Source organism: Nocardia jinanensis, from assembly GCF_014645735.1.
Classification (GTDB): Bacteria; Actinomycetota; Actinomycetes; order Mycobacteriales; family Mycobacteriaceae; genus Nocardia; species Nocardia jinanensis.
In genome coordinates, this window is record NZ_BMMH01000011.1 from 209,487 (window position 1) to 226,527 (window position 17,041).

General features: G+C 66.4%; 14 protein-coding genes. 5 read left to right on the forward strand and 9 right to left on the reverse strand.

The features are described 5' to 3' along the window. Positions 1-773: 773 nt before the first annotated feature. From aceA to IEY68_RS24285, 5 genes are all read left to right on the forward strand, one after another. Positions 774-2,063: an isocitrate lyase gene (gene aceA / locus IEY68_RS24265; RefSeq protein ID WP_062999677.1), complete on the forward strand. Its 1,290-nt coding sequence runs from the start codon at positions 774-776 to the stop codon at positions 2,061-2,063. Between the two features lie 846 nt (positions 2,064-2,909). Beyond that, positions 2,910-3,779 carry a 3-hydroxybutyryl-CoA dehydrogenase gene (locus IEY68_RS24270; RefSeq protein WP_189094476.1) on the forward strand — a complete coding sequence of 290 codons (870 nt, stop codon included), beginning with the start codon at positions 2,910-2,912 and terminating at the stop codon, positions 3,777-3,779. A 294-nt stretch (positions 3,780-4,073) separates the two neighbouring features. Continuing rightward, entirely contained in the window at positions 4,074-6,386 is a 2,313-nt protein-coding gene (metE, locus tag IEY68_RS24275) for a 5-methyltetrahydropteroyltriglutamate--homocysteine S-methyltransferase (RefSeq protein ID WP_062999691.1), read from the forward strand. Positions 6,387-6,455: 69 nt separating this feature from the next. Continuing rightward, the gene (locus IEY68_RS24280; RefSeq protein WP_062999693.1) at positions 6,456-7,511 is read left to right on the forward strand and encodes an NAD(P)-dependent alcohol dehydrogenase; all 1,056 of its coding nucleotides are present in this window, start codon (positions 6,456-6,458) and stop codon (positions 7,509-7,511) included. Between the two features lie 546 nt (positions 7,512-8,057). Further along, positions 8,058-9,179 (forward strand): S1C family serine protease, encoded by a 1,122-nt coding sequence (locus tag IEY68_RS24285; protein WP_062999695.1) that lies wholly within the window; start codon positions 8,058-8,060, stop codon positions 9,177-9,179. 197 nt (positions 9,180-9,376) lie between these two features. Here the strand turns inward: IEY68_RS24285 and IEY68_RS24290 are convergent, their stop codons facing one another. The 9 genes from IEY68_RS24290 to IEY68_RS24330 form a co-directional block, all read right to left on the reverse strand. Further along, positions 9,377-9,940: a vitamin K epoxide reductase family protein gene (locus IEY68_RS24290; protein WP_062999715.1), complete on the reverse strand. Its 564-nt coding sequence runs from the start codon at positions 9,938-9,940 to the stop codon at positions 9,377-9,379. Then, positions 9,940-10,686, reverse strand: a complete 747-nt coding sequence (locus tag IEY68_RS24295) for a DsbA family protein (protein WP_062999697.1) — start codon at positions 10,684-10,686, stop codon at positions 9,940-9,942. The genes IEY68_RS24290 and IEY68_RS24295 overlap by 1 nt, the downstream gene beginning before the upstream one ends. Positions 10,687-10,825: 139 nt before the next feature. Next, positions 10,826-11,671 carry a polyphosphate kinase 2 family protein gene (locus IEY68_RS24300; protein WP_062999699.1) on the reverse strand — a complete coding sequence of 282 codons (846 nt, stop codon included), beginning with the start codon at positions 11,669-11,671 and terminating at the stop codon, positions 10,826-10,828. Positions 11,672-11,683: 12 nt separating this feature from the next. Beyond that, positions 11,684-12,424 (reverse strand): ESX secretion-associated protein EspG, encoded by a 741-nt coding sequence (locus tag IEY68_RS24305; protein ID WP_062999701.1) that lies wholly within the window; start codon positions 12,422-12,424, stop codon positions 11,684-11,686. Further along, positions 12,421-12,993, reverse strand: a complete 573-nt coding sequence (locus tag IEY68_RS24310) for a hypothetical protein (RefSeq protein ID WP_062999703.1) — start codon at positions 12,991-12,993, stop codon at positions 12,421-12,423. The genes IEY68_RS24305 and IEY68_RS24310 overlap by 4 nt, the downstream gene beginning before the upstream one ends. Further along, the gene (locus IEY68_RS24315; protein WP_062999705.1) at positions 12,986-13,414 is read right to left on the reverse strand and encodes a hypothetical protein; all 429 of its coding nucleotides are present in this window, start codon (positions 13,412-13,414) and stop codon (positions 12,986-12,988) included. The genes IEY68_RS24310 and IEY68_RS24315 overlap by 8 nt, the downstream gene beginning before the upstream one ends. 187 nt (positions 13,415-13,601) lie before the next feature. Continuing rightward, positions 13,602-14,288 carry a class I SAM-dependent methyltransferase gene (locus tag IEY68_RS24320; protein ID WP_062999707.1) on the reverse strand — a complete coding sequence of 229 codons (687 nt, stop codon included), beginning with the start codon at positions 14,286-14,288 and terminating at the stop codon, positions 13,602-13,604. Beyond that, positions 14,285-15,526, reverse strand: coding sequence for a saccharopine dehydrogenase family protein (locus tag IEY68_RS24325; protein WP_062999709.1), 1,242 nt, complete (start codon positions 15,524-15,526; stop codon positions 14,285-14,287). Before IEY68_RS24325 ends, IEY68_RS24320 begins: the two co-directional genes overlap by 4 nt. A 37-nt stretch (positions 15,527-15,563) precedes the next feature. Further along, positions 15,564-16,967, reverse strand: a complete 1,404-nt coding sequence (locus tag IEY68_RS24330) for an ABC1 kinase family protein (protein WP_062999711.1) — start codon at positions 16,965-16,967, stop codon at positions 15,564-15,566. Between the last annotated feature and the right edge of the window lie 74 nt (positions 16,968-17,041).

A 17,041-nucleotide genomic window follows, 5' to 3' on the forward strand; every position in this document is an offset into this window, starting at 1 on the left:
GAGGGCAGGCGCTCACTATCGGCACCCGTCACCGATGACCGCGCACGTGACGGCCACCCTAGCGCTGTTCTCTGTGAATTTGGCACGCCTGCGAAAATCTCGTCGGGCGAGAACATGAATGGTTGGCCAAGTGTTGTGTGGCGCCACGGTCCCGTTCTGCGCATATTGTGAAATTCTCGGGGTTCACCAGTGAGTTGTGCTCCCCGGCGGCGGGAAGAAGGATGAAAACCGGGTGGGGTCCACGAGACGCCGGCCGGGAGGTTCGCGAGGAGTCCGGGCCTGGCGCGAAGGTGGCGGGCGGGACGGCCTCAACCCTTCGAGGTGGCTCGTAGAACTCGACGCATGTGGTTGCCTCGCCGGTCGATGTCCCTCGGCGGTGACTCGCGGCGGGACGTAGTTCACATCTGGGGTCGGGCGACTTCAGTTATGAACGTCCTCACAGGCTCGTGTCGCGGGGTGGTGGGTTCGGGCCGGGTTCATACTTTCGCTAACAGTACGGGCGTTACGCTAAAAGCCCATGTCAGGGCTACTGGTGAGTAGAATCGACGGCGGCTACGCGCTGGCAACTTTCACAGACTTAGCAAAGTGATGGCTGATCCTAGCTCAGATTCACAGAAGCAACAGGTAGACGGCATTTTGATGGTGTGTCATGGTGTGGAAGTACACCCACCGGGCATTGCAAGCCTGCAAATCGTCGTTCCAGCAGTGCGACGCGGAAACGCTTCGTCGACGCGGACCGGCGGACCGACCGAACAAGGAAGTGGAGTCGCAAGATGTCGACCACCGGCACCCCGAAGACCGCCGAGGAAATCCAGCAGGATTGGGATACCAACCCGCGCTGGAAGGGCGTCACCCGCAACTACACCGCCGAGCAGGTTACGAAGCTGCAGGGCACCGTTGTCGAAGAGCAGACCCTCGCGCGTCGTGGCTCGGAGATCCTCTGGGATCTGGTGAACAACGAGGATTACATCAATTCGCTGGGCGCCCTCACCGGCAATATGGCGGTGCAGCAGGTCCGCGCCGGCCTCAAGGCCATCTACCTGTCGGGCTGGCAGGTCGCCGGTGACGCGAACCTCTCCGGTCACACCTACCCCGACCAGAGCCTCTACCCGGCCAACTCGGTGCCCGCCGTGGTCCGCCGCATCAACAACGCGCTGCTGCGCGCCGACGAGATCGCCAAGGTCGAAGGCGACACCTCGGTCGAGAACTGGCTGGCCCCGATCGTCGCCGACGCCGAAGCCGGCTTCGGTGGCGCGCTGAACGCCTACGAACTGCAGAAGGCCATGATCGCCGCCGGTGCCGCCGGTGTGCACTGGGAAGACCAGCTGGCCTCGGAGAAGAAGTGTGGCCACCTCGGTGGCAAGGTGCTCATCCCCACCCAGCAGCACATCCGCACCCTGACCTCCGCGCGTCTGGCCTCCGACGTCGCCGAGGTGCCCTCGGTGATCATCGCCCGCACCGACGCCGAAGCCGCCACCCTCATCACCTCCGATGTGGACGAGCGCGACCGTGAGTTCCTCGACGGCACTCGCACCGCCGAAGGCTTCTTCGGAGTGAAGAACGGCATCGAGCCCTGCATCGCCCGGGCCAAGGCCTACGCCCCGTACGCCGACCTCATCTGGATGGAGACCGGCGTGCCGGACCTCGAGGTCGCGCGCAAGTTCGCGGAATCCGTCCGCAGCGAATTCCCGGACCAGCTGCTGGCCTACAACTGCTCGCCGTCCTTCAACTGGAAGGCGCACCTGGACGACGCCACCATCGCGAAGTTCCAGCGGGAACTCGGCGCCATGGGCTTCAAGTTCCAGTTCATCACCCTGGCCGGCTTCCACTCGCTCAACTACGGCATGTTCGACCTGGCCTACGGCTACGCCCGTGAGGGTATGACCGCCTTCGTCGACCTGCAGGAGCGTGAGTTCAAGGCCGCCGCCGAGCGTGGCTTCACCGCCATCAAGCACCAGCGTGAGGTCGGCGCCGGCTACTTCGACACCATCGCCACCACCGTCGACCCCAACACCTCGACGGCGGCGCTGAAGGGCTCCACCGAAGAAGGACAGTTCCACTGAGTTGTCCGCGGCGCCCTCCGGCGCCGCGGGGTCGAGGCCCGTCTCGCCGTTCGGTACCGAGACTCGCGCTTCGCGCACGCGACGTGCGGCCGACCGTCCGGGGAATGCGACCGTAGCGCACCTTCGGCCGATGGCGAGACGGCCCCAACCTTTCGATGGCCTCGTAAGACTCGGCACCAGGTGGTGGTTGCGATGAGGATCGATGTGCTGCGATCCGGATTCTGGTCGTTTTCGGATCCGGTGCGGGAATCGGGCCTGTCGGCCGACCGTGAAATGGTGCCGGAAGTACGGCCCCGGCTCGGGGTTTCCGCTCCGAGCCGGACTCGGGCCCACGGGTTCGAGTCCACCGGGACCGATCGTGGTATTCCACCCTGCGGTGGATACTCCGGACCCGCTACCTCGGTAGGGGTGTACCGCCCCCTCGCAACAGCCCGGCGAGGGGGCTTCGGTCCTTCTGTGGTCGAAAAGAAACGACAGACGTCACCGACGCCTCCGGCCTACCCTTCTCCTGGCAAGCCGGTATTCACGGTCGGGGTCCACCCCGGTCCCGGCGCGAAGGAGCGCAGCGAGCGATCGCGTGCGACATGCGCGTGCGGCAGGCCGTCCATAGATGGGCGACTATTGAGCACTCACAGTGCTGTGAACCTACGTAGGTTGATCAAGGCGCACGTCCGCGCGCATCTTCCCTCTACTCCGGATGGTCGGCCTCCGTGGTCGGGGCCCGCCCCGGTTCTGGAGCGACAGAGCGAAGGAGCGAAGCGACTGAGCGGCGGAGTGAAGAACCGGGGTTAATAGGGCCCCGACCCAGCGGCGCCGGAGGCGACGCCATAAACACAGGAGCGAGACGTGAGCGAAAAGATTCAGCGTGTCGGTATCATCGGTGCCGGCCAGATGGGCGCCGGTATCGCGGAGGTGTGTGCTCGAGCGCATGTCGATGTGCTGGTGTACGAGCAGACCCGGGATCTCGCCGCCGCCGGCCGGTCGCGGATCCTGCGGTCCCTGGACCGGGGCGTCAGTAGCGGCAAGATCACCGAACGCGAGCGGGAACAGGCCGCCTGGCGGCTGCGCTTCACCTCCGACCTCGGCGATTTCGCCGATCGGCAGCTCGTGGTGGAAGCCGTGCTGGAAGACGAGAAGGTCAAGACCTCCATCTTCGCCGAACTCGACAAGGTGGTCACCGACCCCAGCGCGGTGCTGGCCTCCAACACCTCCTCGATCCCGATCATGAAGATCGCGGTGGCGACCAACAACCCCGAGCGGGTCGTCGGTATGCACTTCTTCAACCCGGTGCCGGTGCTGCCGCTCGTCGAATTGGTGACCACCCTCAAAACCAGCCCTCCCGTCACCGAGCGGGCCGAGAAGTTCGCCGCCGAAATCCTCGGCAAGGAGATTGTCCGCTCCTCGGACCGCTCCGGCTTCGTGGTCAATGCGCTACTGGTGCCTTACCTGCTGTCAGCGATCCGCATGGTCGAGTCCGGCTTCGCTACCAAAGAAGATGTCGACAAGGCGATGGTGCTCGGTTGCGCCCACCCGATGGGCCCGCTCGCACTCACCGACCTGGTCGGCCTCGACACGGTGAAATCGATCGCCGACTCGATGTACGGCGAATTCAAGGAGCCGCTGTACTCGGCGCCGCCGTTGCTCATGCGCATGGTCGAGGCGGGGCTGCTGGGTAAGAAATCGGGGGCGGGGTTCTACCAGTACAACAAGGCGTAGGTCGGTCGATGGGGTCGCAGGCGTACGGATCCGGGGATACGGGCCGGGTGCCGCGGTTGCGTGGGGGGTGTGCGCAAGGGTCGCATGTAAACCCCTGCTCCGGGTAGCTCTCGTACGCCTGTCGCAGGACGTACCGTCTACCCAGACGGCCGGCATCCATCGTCGGGGCCCGCCCCGGTTCTGGAGCGACGGAGCGAAGGAGCGCAGCGACTGAGCGCAGGAGTGAAGAACCGGGGTTAATAGGGCCCCGACCCGCGGCGCCGAAGGCGACGCAAATTAATACGGAGGTCGGCAATGGTCAACGTCAGTGATGGGTTCGGGTCGAGTGTGCTCGGGTATCCGCGGATCGGTCCGCACCGGGAGCTCAAACGCGCGCTCGAGGCGTACTGGCGGCGGGCGATCACCCGGGAAGAACTGCGCGCGGTCGGACGTGATATCCAGGAACAGCAGTTCAACGAACTCGCCGCCACCGGCCTGACCCAGGTGCCGGGGAACACATTCTCCTTCTACGACCACGTGCTGGACAACGCGTTGCTCTTCGGTGCGGTCCCGTCCCGTTTCGAGGAATACCGGGCCGAGCTGGACCCGCTGGACTTCTATTTTCTGATGGCGCGGGGCCGGCCTGATCTACCGCCGCTGGAATTGGTGCGTTTCTTCGGAACGAATTACCACTACCGGCAGCCGGAACTCGACGCCGACACCGAATTCTCCCTGCATCCCGAAGCGCTGCTGGACGAATGGGACCGGGCGATGGCGGTGGGTATCGAACAGCGGCCGGTGGTGCTGGGGCCGGTGTCGTTGCTGCTGCTGTCCAAGGCGGGCAGTGTGCCCGGTGAATCCGCCGGCTTCGACACCGTCGACCTGCTGGACCGGCTGCTACCGGTGTACGAGCAGCTGTTCGAGATCCTGGCCCGGCGCGGTGCCACCTGTGTGCAGTTGGACGAACCCTGTTTCACCGCCGAACGTTCGGCGGCCGAACTCGCGGCCTTCGAACGCGTCTACGACCGGCTGGCCAAGGCGCCACTGCGGCCGCGCATCCTGGTCACCGGTCAATACGGCGATTTCGGTGAAGCGCTGCGCATTCTGGCGGGTACCGCGGTGGAGGCGATCGGCGTGGATCTCGCGTCCTACCGGATCCGGCCCGAAGATCTGGCGAGTATTCCGGGTATCCGTCGTAAACGGCTGTACGCGGGTGTCATCAGCGGTACCAACGTGTGGCGGGCCGATCGCTACGTGACCCTGGAATACCTGAACGAGCTTGCGAAAGTGTGCCCTGATCTGGTGGTTTCCACGGGCACCACATTGCTGCATGTGCCCTATGATGTGCTCGCCGAATACGATATCCCCGGAAATGTGGCCGATCGGCTCGCATTCGCGAAGCAGAAAGTCGGCGAGGTCGTCTCGCTGGCCAAAGCACTCACCGAGGGGCCCTCGGACAAATGGCGTAAACGCCCCGGTGAGGTGCATTTCAAACAGAAGCACGCGGTGCGGCAGCGGGTATACGCGATCACTCCGCAGATGCGCGAACGCGCACCCTATGCCGAGCGCCGCGCCGCGCAGCAGGAGAAGTTGCAACTGCCGCTGGTGCCCGCCACCACGCTGGGGTCCTACCCACAGAGCACCGAGGCACGGCAGGCCCGTCATCAACTGGGTGAGGGCCGGCTGTCCTACGACGAATATCGCAAGAAGATCGAGGCGGAAATCGCCGCGACCATCGCGCTGCAGGAAGATATCGGTCTCGACGTGCTGGTGCACGGCGAACACGAGCGCAACGACATGATCCAGTATTTCGCCGAACTGCTGGACGGTTTCGCCACCACGCATTTCGGCTGGGTGCAGGTGTACGGCTCGCGATGTGTGCGTCCGCCGATCATCTACGGTGACGTTTCGCGACCGGCCCCGATATCGGTGGACTGGATCACCTACGCGCAATCGCTGACCGATAAACCGGTGAAGGGCATGGTCACCGGACCTGTCACCATGGTGGCGCGCTCGTTCGTCCGGCAGGACCAGCCGCTGTACGAGACCGCGGACCAGGTGGCGCTCGCCATTCGCGACGAGGTGGTCGATCTGGAACGGGCCGGGATCGGCATCATCCAGGTCGACGAGCCGGCGTTGCGGGAGCTGTGGCCGGCCCGGCCCGAAGGCCGTGCCGAATACCTGCGCTGGGCCATCGGCGCCTTCCGCCTCGCGACCTCCGGCGTGACGCCCAGTACCCAGATCCACACCCATATCCCGTACTCGGGGCGTACGGAGATCGTAGAGGCGATCGAGCAATTGGACGCAGATGTCACCGCCATCGTCGCCACCCGGTCCATCGAATGGGTGCTGAAAGCGCTGGAGGAGGACTACGCCTCCGGCCACGGACTCAGCCACGGGGCCGGCCCGGGTGTGTACGAGAGCCGGTCGGCCCGGATCCCGGATATCGACGAGCTGGACGAACTGCTCACCGCCGCCGCGGCGGCGGTCGGGCCGCAGCAGCTGTGGGCCAACCCGGACGGTGGACTCAAGACCCGCCACCACTGGCAACTCGAACCTGCCCTGCGCAATATGGTCGCTGCCGCCCGCCGAGTCCGCCGCCGTCTCGAGTCGGCGGCGGAACAATAGAGTTCCGCTGCACACACTGTCCCGGCCGGACGTTGGCAAATACCGGTATGCGACGGTAGGCATGGACGCATGAGCAATGCTGTAGCCGCCTACGCGATGGCCGGTCCCGATGCCGCGTTCGAGAAGGTCACCATCGAGCGGCGGGAACTCGGGCCCGACGATGTCCTGATCGATATCGAATACGCCGGGATCTGCCATTCCGATATCCACACCGCCCGCAACGAATGGGGTGGCGCGGCCTATCCGTGCGTTCCGGGGCACGAGATCGCGGGTACCGTCGCGGCCGTCGGGTCGGCGGTCGACCGGTACCGCGTCGGCGACCGGGTGGGCGTCGGCTGCATGGTGGATTCCTGCGGGAAATGTGAGCCGTGCCTGCAGAGTGAGGAGCAGTTCTGTACCCGTGGCGCGGTGATGACGTACAACACGCGGGTGCCGGAGGAAGTGCAGCCGGGCGGGCACACCATGGGCGGATACGCCACGCAGATCGTGGTGACCGCGGACTTCGTTGTCGCCATCCCAGAGGGAATCGATCTATCGGTGGCCGCGCCGCTGCTGTGCGCCGGAATCACCCTGTACTCACCGTTACGACAATGGGGTGCCGGGCCGGGTAAAAAGGTCGCGATCATCGGAATGGGCGGGCTCGGTCATATCGGTGTGAAAATCGCGGCCGCGCTGGGCGCCGAGGTCACCGTGTTGAGCCATTCGCTGAGCAAGCAGGAGGACGGAAAACGATTCGGCGCGCATCACTACTACGCCACCAGCAATAAGCAGGTGTTCCGGGAGCTGCGCAGCAGCTTCGATCTCATCATCAACACCGTATCCGCGGATCTGCCGATCAACGACTACATGAAGCTGCTGCGGCTGGACGGGACGCTGGTCGTCCTCGGGTTGCCGGAGGCCCCGTTCGAGGTCCAGGCCCGGGTGCTGGCAGGCCGTCGCCGGTCGCTGGCCGGTTCGATGATCGGTGGTATCCAACAAACGCAGGAGATGGTGAATTTCTGCGCCGAACACGGAATCGGCGCGGAAATCGAGTTGATTTCCGCGGACGAGATCGACAGCGCATATGAGCGCGTGGTGGACAGTGATGTGCGGTATCGGTTCGTCATAGATACCGCGACCATCTGACGGTTTCCGGACAGCCCGCAACCACTCGAAGCGCCCTGGTAATGCCGATCGCATCGGCGATCATCGAACAATCGGCCATCGTCGAACAAAGGGATTCCGGCCTTACGGCACCTTTCTCCACACTGTGGAGAAGTCTGTGGAAAACCCGATTCCGGGGCGTGGATGTGAGCCGGGGGCTGTGGATGGATTGCCGGGCGTAGCGGCCCGGATACCGGAAATCTATTGATTCGGTTTCCACCGGATAACGGACCGGGAGTATTTCCGGCGGTGGTGACCGGAGCGGGTTTCCGGGTAGACACCGACATCCGGGCCGGTTTTGGCCCGAACGGTGTAAAGGGCCGTCGTCGGCGATGTGATGTAGATGTGACCGGGGCTGTCCCGGGTAACGAATCCACAGGCATCCCGCTGGTCTTTCCCCAGGCCGCCTCCGGCCTGTGGATAACTGGGGATGCCTGTGGATAACTTCCCCCATGGCCGAGAAACCCGGCAGCCGCGCGGCGATCCGGGCGACAATGGTCGTGATCGGCTGCGGCAGCGGGAGGCTCCTTGGACAACCAGTGGCAGGGCACCGGCTCCGGCGGACCCACCGGCGGGGGCCGCGTGCTCATCACGGTCTTCGCGGCGGTGCTGGCGCTGGGGGCGCTGTTCGGCTATCGAGTAGAGCTACCCGGCCTATCGCAACCCGGTCGCAGTATCGTCGCGGCGCCGGTACGTCCCGCGCCGCCCCCGTTGAACGCGAGTGAGCTGACGCGCGGCCTCTCCCCGGTGTTGGTGAACATCACTGCCGCCGCCCGACCGTTCGGTGCCGCGGCGGCCGGATCCGGCATCGTGCTCACCGGAGAAGGGCAGGTTCTCACCAGCCATCATGTCGTGAAGGGGGCGAAAACCGTCCGGGTCAGCCGCGTCGCCGGTGGCGCCGTGTACACGGCCGAGGTACTCGGCTACGACGCCCACGCCGATATCGCCCTGCTCTCCCTCACCGGCGCTCAGGGCCTGGCCACCGCCCGGATCGGCAGTTCCGCCGGGCTCCGGGTCCGCGATGAGGTGCTGGCCGTCGGCAATGCGGGCGGTAGTGGTACGGCTACCGCGGTCGCCGGCGAGATCAGCGATCTGGACAGCACGATCATGGCCCTGAACCAGCAGGATCTGTCCCGGCAGGCGCTCACCGGCATGCTGGAGATCGAGGCCGCCGTCAGCGCCGGCCAATCCGGTGGTGCCCTCACCGATCACACCGGTGCGGTCGTCGGTGTCATCGCGGCGGCGTCAGGGAGCCGGGACCCCCCACCGAACGAGGACGCCGACCCGCCCAACGGCTACGCCGTGCCGATCGACGCCGCCATGCGGATCGTGAGCCAGATCCGCTCCGGCACCCCTACCGAATCCGTGCATATCGGTCCCACCGCCACCCTGGGCATCCTGATCTCCGATGCGCGTCCGCACGGCGCCCGTATCGATATGGCGATCTACGGGTTGCCCGCGCAGACCGCCGGCCTGGCGGCCGGGGAGATCATCACCTCACTCGACGGCCGCGCCATCACCAGCGCCCGTGCCCTGCGCGCCGTGATCGATACCCGCAAACCCACCGAAACAGTGCGGCTGGGGGTGCGCGCACCGAACGGCACCGAACGGGTCGTGGCGGTGCAACTGGCTACCGGTACACCGGGCTGAGGCGTACCTCCGCCTTCGCTCCGGCCGTGCGCGTTCTGCGTACCTCCGCCTTCGCTCCGGCCGTGCGCGTTCTGCGTACCTCGGCCTTCGCTCCGGCCGTGCGCGTTCTGCGTACCTCGGCCTTCGCTCCGGCCGTGCGCGTTCTGCGTACCTCGGCCTTCGCTCCGGCCGTGCGCGTTCTGCGTACCGAGTGCCAGTCAGAACAGCGACAGCCAATAGTCCTGGAACCGCAGGAACACCAGTACCAGCACCACCGCGTAGAATACCGCGACAAAAGTCCAGCGCCATTCCGCGACGACTCGCAGCGCACCCCGATCGCTACCCCACAGCTGCTCGGTGATCACTGCGAGCAGCGGTGTGATGATCGCCCAGACCACCATGCAGTAGGGGCACAACGCGTTGATGCGGTACAAGCTCTGGAAGATCAGCCAGCAGATGAACAGCGTGCCCGCGGCCGTCCCCAGCCATAGACCGGTCCAGATCCACCGGGGCAGTCCGACTCCGGCGACCGAGAGCACGCCGAGGGTCACCACCACCGAGAACCCGGCCAGTCCGATGATCGGGTTCGGGAACCCGAGTACCGCGGCCTGATCGGTGGCCATCACGGAACCGCAGGACAGTACCGGGTTCAAGCTGCACGACGGCACATAGCCGGGGTCGCTGAGCAGTTTGAAATCTTCGACCAGCAGGACGAACGCGGCGATCCAGCCTGCCAGCCCGCACAGGAGCAACGTCCAGGCGGCAGGCGGCGAAGTCCGGATCACCGGCCCGCAGCCGCCTGGATCGCGGCGGCCAGCGGTGCGGTATCGAATTTCTGCCCGCTCGGGTCGGCGGTGAGCTTCACCTGCTCACCGTTGACGAAGACCGTCGGCGTTCCGTCGATACCCTCCGCCAGCGATTCCTTGGATTTCGCGGCGACGAAGCCGTCGTATTTCCGGTCGGTGATGCAGTCGGCGATGGTGGGGTCGGTATAACCCGCCTGCTGCGCGATGGCGATGAGCTGCTCGTCGGTCAGGCCGGCGCCACCTTCGGGCGGCTGCTGCTGGAACATCAGCTTCAGCCAGTCCTGATACTTATCGGTCCCGGTATCGGCGACGCAGTAGGACGCGTTGGCCGCACGGGTGGAGTATTCGGTGCTGGACATCTTGTCCAGGTAGCCCACGATGTTGTATTCGACCGCGGCGGTGCCGTCGGCGACCGATTCGCTCAGCAGTTCGGCGTGGTCGGCCTCGAACTGTTTGCAGACCGGGCACTGCATATCCGCGACGATGCGCACGGTCGCCTTCGCGTCGGGCTGCCCGATCCGGATGGCACCGTTATCGGTCGCCACCGCCGGGACGGGGCCCACATCGTCGGAACCGGAGTTGCGCACGGCCAAGCCGATACCGATCGCCGCGACCAGCACCACCAGCACGGCGGCCACTGCGACCTGTATCGCGATCTTGCGGTTGCGGTCCGCGCGCGCGGCCGCAGCCACCGGATTCGGCCGTCCGGGGTTTTTGCTCACCGTGCGTTCACCACGCCTCTCACTCGCCTCGCTGCCTCGGCCGCCCGTAGGTTCGCCGAGGGGCGCCGGGCTTCCCGGCGCACCGCCCCATCATTGTCCGGCTTGCTGAGAGTTTCCATAACCAGCTTGTCCGCGTCGGTCAGGCGGTGTCGAGCCGGCGCAGTTCGGCGGCCGGATCGAAGTTCGCGGGTGGCCAGTTCAGGTCCAGTTTCTCGAGCGCCTCGATCAGCAGTTCGGTAACGGCCAGGCGCGAGTACCACTTCGCGTCGGCGGGCAATACGTACCAGGGCGCGTGGCCGGTGGAGGTGCGATCCAGCAGATCCTGGTAGGCCTGCTGGTATGCGGGCCAGTACGCGCGCTCGTCGATATCACCGGGGCTGAACTTCCAGTACTTGTCCGGCCGTTCCAGTCGCTCACGAAGCCTTTTCTTCTGTTCGTCGAGCGATACGAACATCGCGACCTTCACCAGTGTGGTCCCGGATTCGGTCAGCTCCTGCTCGAAATCGTTGATCTCGGCGTAGCGCTGCTCCCAGATGGCCTCGGGCACCAGCCCGTGGACGCGCACCACCAGGACATCCTCGTAGTGCGAGCGGTCGAAAACCCCCAACTGGCCGCCGCGTGGGAGGGCCTTGCGGATGCGCCACAGGAAATGGTGCCGCTTCTCTTTCGCGGTCGGAATGCCGAAAGCGGCGTGATCGACACCCTGCGGGTCCACCGAGCCGATGACATGACGCACGATTCCGCCCTTGCCGGCGGTGTCCATCCCCTGGAGCACCAGCAGGACACTGCGGTTGTCACCGGAGCGGCCGTTGGCGTAGAGCTTCTCCTGGAGAGCGGCCAGAACTTTGCTGCGTTCGCTCAGCAGCTGTTCCCCGTCCTTCTTGCGACCATGGAACCCGGGTTTGGCGGAAGTATCGATATCGGCGACACGCAGGCCGTCGGCGCGCAGGGCCCGGCTCGCGGGAATCTTCCAGTGCTCGGACATCGGACAGACCTATCACAGACCTGGCGTGCTACCGCGGATGCGGGCCAGGCTCTGCAGGTTGTCGGCGAAATCGGAATCGCCGACCGGGGCGAGGACCAGGACGTCGGCGGTGGTCAGCAGGTAGCGGCCGTCATCGCGGATATCGAGCCAGCTGCGGTGCAGCGTCGGCGGGGACATGGGATCCTCCGGGGCCACCGCGACGGTGATGAAACCACGGGAGTCGACGGGTTCGCGCAGGGTCGCGCGGAACCGGGCGGCGTCGCCGTCTCCGTCGGCGGTGGATATGGGGGCGTCGGTGAGTACCGCGTCCTGGGGCTGGTGGAACGGGCCGTGCGCCCCGGGGCGGGCGGATCCGATCAGCTGTACCAACCGGCCCCCGAGATCCTGGGCATGGCACATGTGGACCGTGACCTTCGTGGGCGTCGCGTGCAGGACGGCGGCGTGATGATCGATGACGGCGGCGAAGCCGAGGATCTGCTCGGTACGTGGCAGCTCGCCGTTGCGGGCGAGCGCCGGGCGTTCTCCGGAGATCGTGACTGCGGTGGCGTCCGGGCGGGCGCAGAGCATGAGCGCGGCTGCCAGATCTGGGTCGGCCTGTCTGGCGAACCGCTGTGGTAATCGCAGGGCATCCAATTCGGATGCGGTGCGCACCGTACTCGCCGGTGCCAGGTTCACCGGGTAGGGACGGCGGTCCAGGCTCGTCTCATTGGCCCAGACGTAACTGAATTCGTCAGGGGTCAGAATCCATTTCACTGGCCTGGGCTCCCGCCGGCGCCGGTGGACGCGTCGGGGAACCGGGGGACCCGGTCACCGGAAACCGGGAGGGTCGGGGTGTAGATGGTGGTCATCGCGTCCTGCGCGTCGGCGGTGGCCGCGGCGGCGGCGATATCGTGATCCATCCGGCGGCGGCCACCGTGTACGGCCTCGGCCGCCGGATCGTCGAGCGGCCGATACGGCTGCGGTGGAGCCAGCGCCGACCGGAGTGTTTGTGCCGCTTCGGTATTGCCCTCCATGAGGCGTTGCAGGGCCCGGCACGCCTCATGGGTTTCGGTGCCACGGATGATGAACTCCCGCGTCGCCTGCCGGGCCGTGTTCGCGGAATGTCCCGACCAGCGTTCGAATTCGCGACGGGCGGTATCGGTGAACGCGGCGAAGGCTTCGGCCACACTGTCTGCGTTCGACTTCCACGCCGCGGCGGCATCGCCGAGCGTGCCGGGGTCGAGGACCTCGTGTACCCGCTCCCAGATCTCCTGATGGGTGAAACTGCCGAAACATTCGCGTTCCGGCGCGTAGGGCGGGTCCGTATCGGCGGATTCAGCCATGGCCGTCCTGTTCGTGGCGGTCGTGGTCGGAGCCGGAACGAGCCGCGACCACCGCGAGGGCGGCGCGATTGGCGAGGTCGGCTTCGGCGAGTTTGCCGCCCGCGGCGAGATAGGCGGCCTTGAAGCAGAGTGCCGTTTCCTGGAGCGCGGTGAGGGTCTCCAGGTACTGCACTGCCTTGCCCCGGAATCCCGCGGCGAGCGCATGTCCGGTGGGCAGGTCGGGAAATCCGGCGGTGCCATCGGTTTCGGCGATCCGGTGCCCCCCGAGCCGGGCCGCTTCCAGTTCGGCGACCAGGGTGTCACAGGCGTGAGCCAGGCGCAGCGCGACATCCTCGGCGAGGGTGAAGGAATCCGCGCCGCCGGCCGTGGCCGCGCGGTACAACCGACGGGCCGTGCTCTGACCCACCTCCGGTACCGACATCTGGAATCCCCCTTCCGGCCCGCGGGTACGCCACGTGACTCTACCGACGAGTAGCCGCGTACGCGTGTGAAAACCCGCCGGTCACAGTGATTCGGCTGTGAAATGGCGCACGCGCGGTGGGCGGCGGGCAGCAACGGATCCAGGGGTGGCAACGGGTCGAGCAATTCTTCTCGTGACGCGGAATCCGTCAGACCCCGCGCCCGGACGCGGCCGGGCGGTCCGCGGCGCGCCCGGCCGTGCCGGCGACCGGGCGGGTGGCGGTCACGTACTGGAAGAAGCGGTGCACACGCTGGTCGATATCGACGAGTCCGGCCGCCGCGAACAGGTCCGGGAAGGTCCGGCCGCCGAACATCCGCAGTCCGCTCACCGCGGCGGTGACCCGTATCAGTTCGCCGATCGGATTGTCCGGGCGGTGGCTGGTCGTGATCGCGATCCGGCCGCCGGGTGCGAGTACCCGGATCATCTCCCGGGCCGCGACCAGTGGGTCGGGAATCAGATACAGCGCACCGAAACAGCAGATCGCGTCGAAGCTTTCGTCGGGAAACGGCAGACGGCGTGCGTCACCGCGCACGTATCCGGCCCGCGGCCCGGCATTGTCGGCGAGGGCGCGCGCCAGCATGGGCGGCGAGTAATCGATACCGGTGACGTAGCCGTCGGCCGATACGTGCTCGCTCAGGAATCGGGTGAAATTACCTGGCCCGCAGGCGATATCCAGCACCCGACGCGATGTGCCGAGATGCAGTGATTCCACCGCGAACCGGCGGTCGGCATCGGTGGTGCGGCCGGTGGCCAGGTAGAACACCGTGGGTCGCCAGATCCGTTCGTAGACCGCCGCGAGCGCGGGGGCGTTCATGGTGCGCCGAGCGAGATTCATCCCAGTGGCTCGACATCGATCGTCATCCCGGCCGCGCGCAAGCGTTCGGTCAGGGCGTCGCCCATGGCCGCGGCGGGGGTCAGTATTCCGGCGAGTTCGGGTTTCTCGTCGAAGGCCAGTGCGAGACCGCTTTCGCCGAGCATGACCGCGGTGGCCTTGTATCCGGGATCACCGAGACCGGCGAAATCGGCCCGGTACCGCGCACCCGACGAGGTCTGCGTATAGGTGCGCATCCGGAACCAGCCGCTCTCCCGGGTCGATTCGCTGGGGCCGGTGCCCGGCGCGGGCAGAATCCGGTCCAGCACCGCGCGGCCGGCGCCGGACCGGGACAGCAGACCACCGACCGCCATCCCGGCGACGACACCGCCGGAGATACCCGCCGCGATCACCGGCGCCAGGCGTGAGGATCCGGCTCCCATGGTTTCGCGGTAGCGGAAGTTCTTGCCGTAGACCCAGCCCAGCAGGCCGTTGCTGCGGCGCACGATCTTGGTGTTGTGCGCGGCCATGACGAAGGTACCCAGCCAGCCGTCGAGGCTCGGGTCGATATCGCGGGCGCGCTGGAGGGTGAGGTCGGTTTGCCGGCCCACCTCGGGGTCCAGGGATTTATCGGGACTCAGCGAGTACGGGTGACTCAGCACCGCACCCTTGGATCGATCCGCCGCGACCGCTTCCATCATCGCGCGGCCGGAATCGATGGTGCCGCCGCTGACCCCGCCGCGCAGCGTCGCGATCAGTGTGGTGTCGCCGAGCTCGCCGGTGTTGTCCGAGACAGTGCGCCGATAGAGCTGATAGACGCTCAGATCCGAGGGGACCGAGTCGTATCCGCACGAGTTCACGATCTTGGCGCCGGTACGTGCGGCCTCGTCGTGGTGGTTGTCGATGGCGTCGCGGATGAACAGCGGTTCGCCGGTGAGGTCCGCGTAGTGGGTGCCGGCCTTCGCGCAGGCGGCGACCATGGGCATTCCGTAGCGCAGGTACGGACCGACCGTGGTGATCACGGCGGTGGTCCGGGCCGCGAGGGCATCCATCGACTCCTGGTCGGTGGTATCGGCGACGATCAGGCCCCAGTCCGCGGCGCCGATCTCGTCGCGGACGGCGGCGAGTTTGTCCGCCGAGCGGCCGGCGAGCGCGATCCGCGCTCCGGCCGGTGCCGCACCCAGCAGATACTGGGCGGTGAGTTTGCCGACGAAGCCGGTGGCGCCGAAGACCACAAGATCGAATTCGCGTGTGTCCGTCATGGATCGAACCCCTTGAATGTGTGTTGGTGCGGCGGCGCTAACCCGTATGCCGCTTGCCGCGCTTGGCCGACCGGCGCTGCGCCAGCCACTGTCGGTGGAGGCGGCCGAGTTCGGTGTCCGGCTCCTCGCCGTACAACCATTCCCGGGCGATGCGATGCCAGTTCGCTGTCGCCTCGAGCTGGCCGAGCATGCCGAAGGTCAGGAAATCGGCCCGCCGCGAGAACAGATGCTCCGGCGGCAGATTCTGTTGTTTCATACCGGAGAACTCGCTGGATCGCGGGTCCACGGCCAGTAGGAACGCACCGCTGGCCAATTCCGGAGTAATGGTGAGTTCCTGATCCACCAGACACCATTCGGACGCCGAGAGCACGTACTCCAGGCATTCCTCGACCCCGATCTCGTCCGCCGAATCGATGACCCCGCGCTGGATCATCAGTTCGCGCAGGTCCTCACCGCGGTCCTCGGCTGCCGCGCACAGGCAGATCGCTTCGAATCGGACGTGTTCGGGGTCCATCCGGTTGAACAGCCCGAAATCCAGGAACCCGACCCGGCCGTCCTGGGCGAGCAGCACATTGCCCGGGTGCGGGTCGCCGCAGAACTCGTTGAAATTGAACAGCGACCCCACGTAGAAGCGGTAGATGATCTCGCCGACCCGGTCGCGTTCGGACCGCGGCATCCGCCGGATGTCCTCGAACGCGGTGCCCGCCAGATATTCGGTGACCAGCACACGGCGGGTGCTGTGTTCGAGGACCGGACGCGGGACGACGACGAACGGATGGTCGGCGTACAGCGCCGCGATGTCCTGCTGGGTTTCGGCCTCGATGTGATAGTCGAGTTCGGCTTCCATATTCAACCGCAGTTCGTCGAGGACCGCGGGGGTCACCCACGGCATCGCCGACTGCAGCACCCGGCGGAACATGTTCAGATTCTTCAGATCGGCCCGGACCGCCGCGTCGATCCCCGGGTACTGCACCTTTACCGCGACCTGGCGGCCGTCGTGCAGCCGGGCCAGATAGACCTGGCCGATCGAGGCGGCCGCGATGGATTCGGGTTCGAATTCGGCGAACACCGCGTCCAGCGGCTGCCCGTAGTCCTCTTCGATCACCGCGCGCATGGCCTCGAACGACACCGAGGGCGCCGCGTTGCGCAGGACCGCGAGCCGTTTCTGGAACCGTTCGCGATGCTCCGGCGGCACCAGGTCCAGGTCGAGCACCGACATCATCTGGCCCAGTTTCATGGCCACGCCCTTCATGGTGCCCAGCACCATGACCAGCTGCTCGGTGCTGCGAAGAATGGATTCCTCGGCCATCCGGGCGCGCACGGCCTCGGATCGCCCGCGCATCGAGAGCCGGGCGCGTTGTTTGCGCACCATCGAGCCGGCCGCGACGGCACCGAGTTTGGTGCCGCGGGTCAGCCGGGATGTCGGCACTTGTTTCGCCATCGAGGTACCTCCGTTGGTGCCGACGCGCGCCTACGGCGACAGAAGAACACAGTCGATTCCTCGTCACCGCACGG

Coding starts and splice junctions, on each gene's coding strand:
- IEY68_RS24315 (WP_062999705.1), bottom strand. CDS start 13,414: ATGTCGGTACCGGAGGTGGGTCAGAGCACGGCCCGTCGGTTGTACCGC.
- IEY68_RS24320 (WP_062999707.1), bottom strand. CDS start 14,288: ATGAATCTCGCTCGGCGCACCATGAACGCCCCCGCGCTCGCGGCGGTC.
- aceA (WP_062999677.1), top strand. CDS start 774: ATGTCGACCACCGGCACCCCGAAGACCGCCGAGGAAATCCAGCAGGAT.
- IEY68_RS24280 (WP_062999693.1), top strand. CDS start 6,456: ATGAGCAATGCTGTAGCCGCCTACGCGATGGCCGGTCCCGATGCCGCG.
- metE (WP_062999691.1), top strand. CDS start 4,074: ATGGTCAACGTCAGTGATGGGTTCGGGTCGAGTGTGCTCGGGTATCCG.
- IEY68_RS24300 (WP_062999699.1), bottom strand. CDS start 11,671: ATGTCCGAGCACTGGAAGATTCCCGCGAGCCGGGCCCTGCGCGCCGAC.
- IEY68_RS24310 (WP_062999703.1), bottom strand. CDS start 12,993: ATGGCTGAATCCGCCGATACGGACCCGCCCTACGCGCCGGAACGCGAA.
- IEY68_RS24325 (WP_062999709.1), bottom strand. CDS start 15,526: ATGACGGACACACGCGAATTCGATCTTGTGGTCTTCGGCGCCACCGGC.
- IEY68_RS24330 (WP_062999711.1), bottom strand. CDS start 16,967: ATGGCGAAACAAGTGCCGACATCCCGGCTGACCCGCGGCACCAAACTC.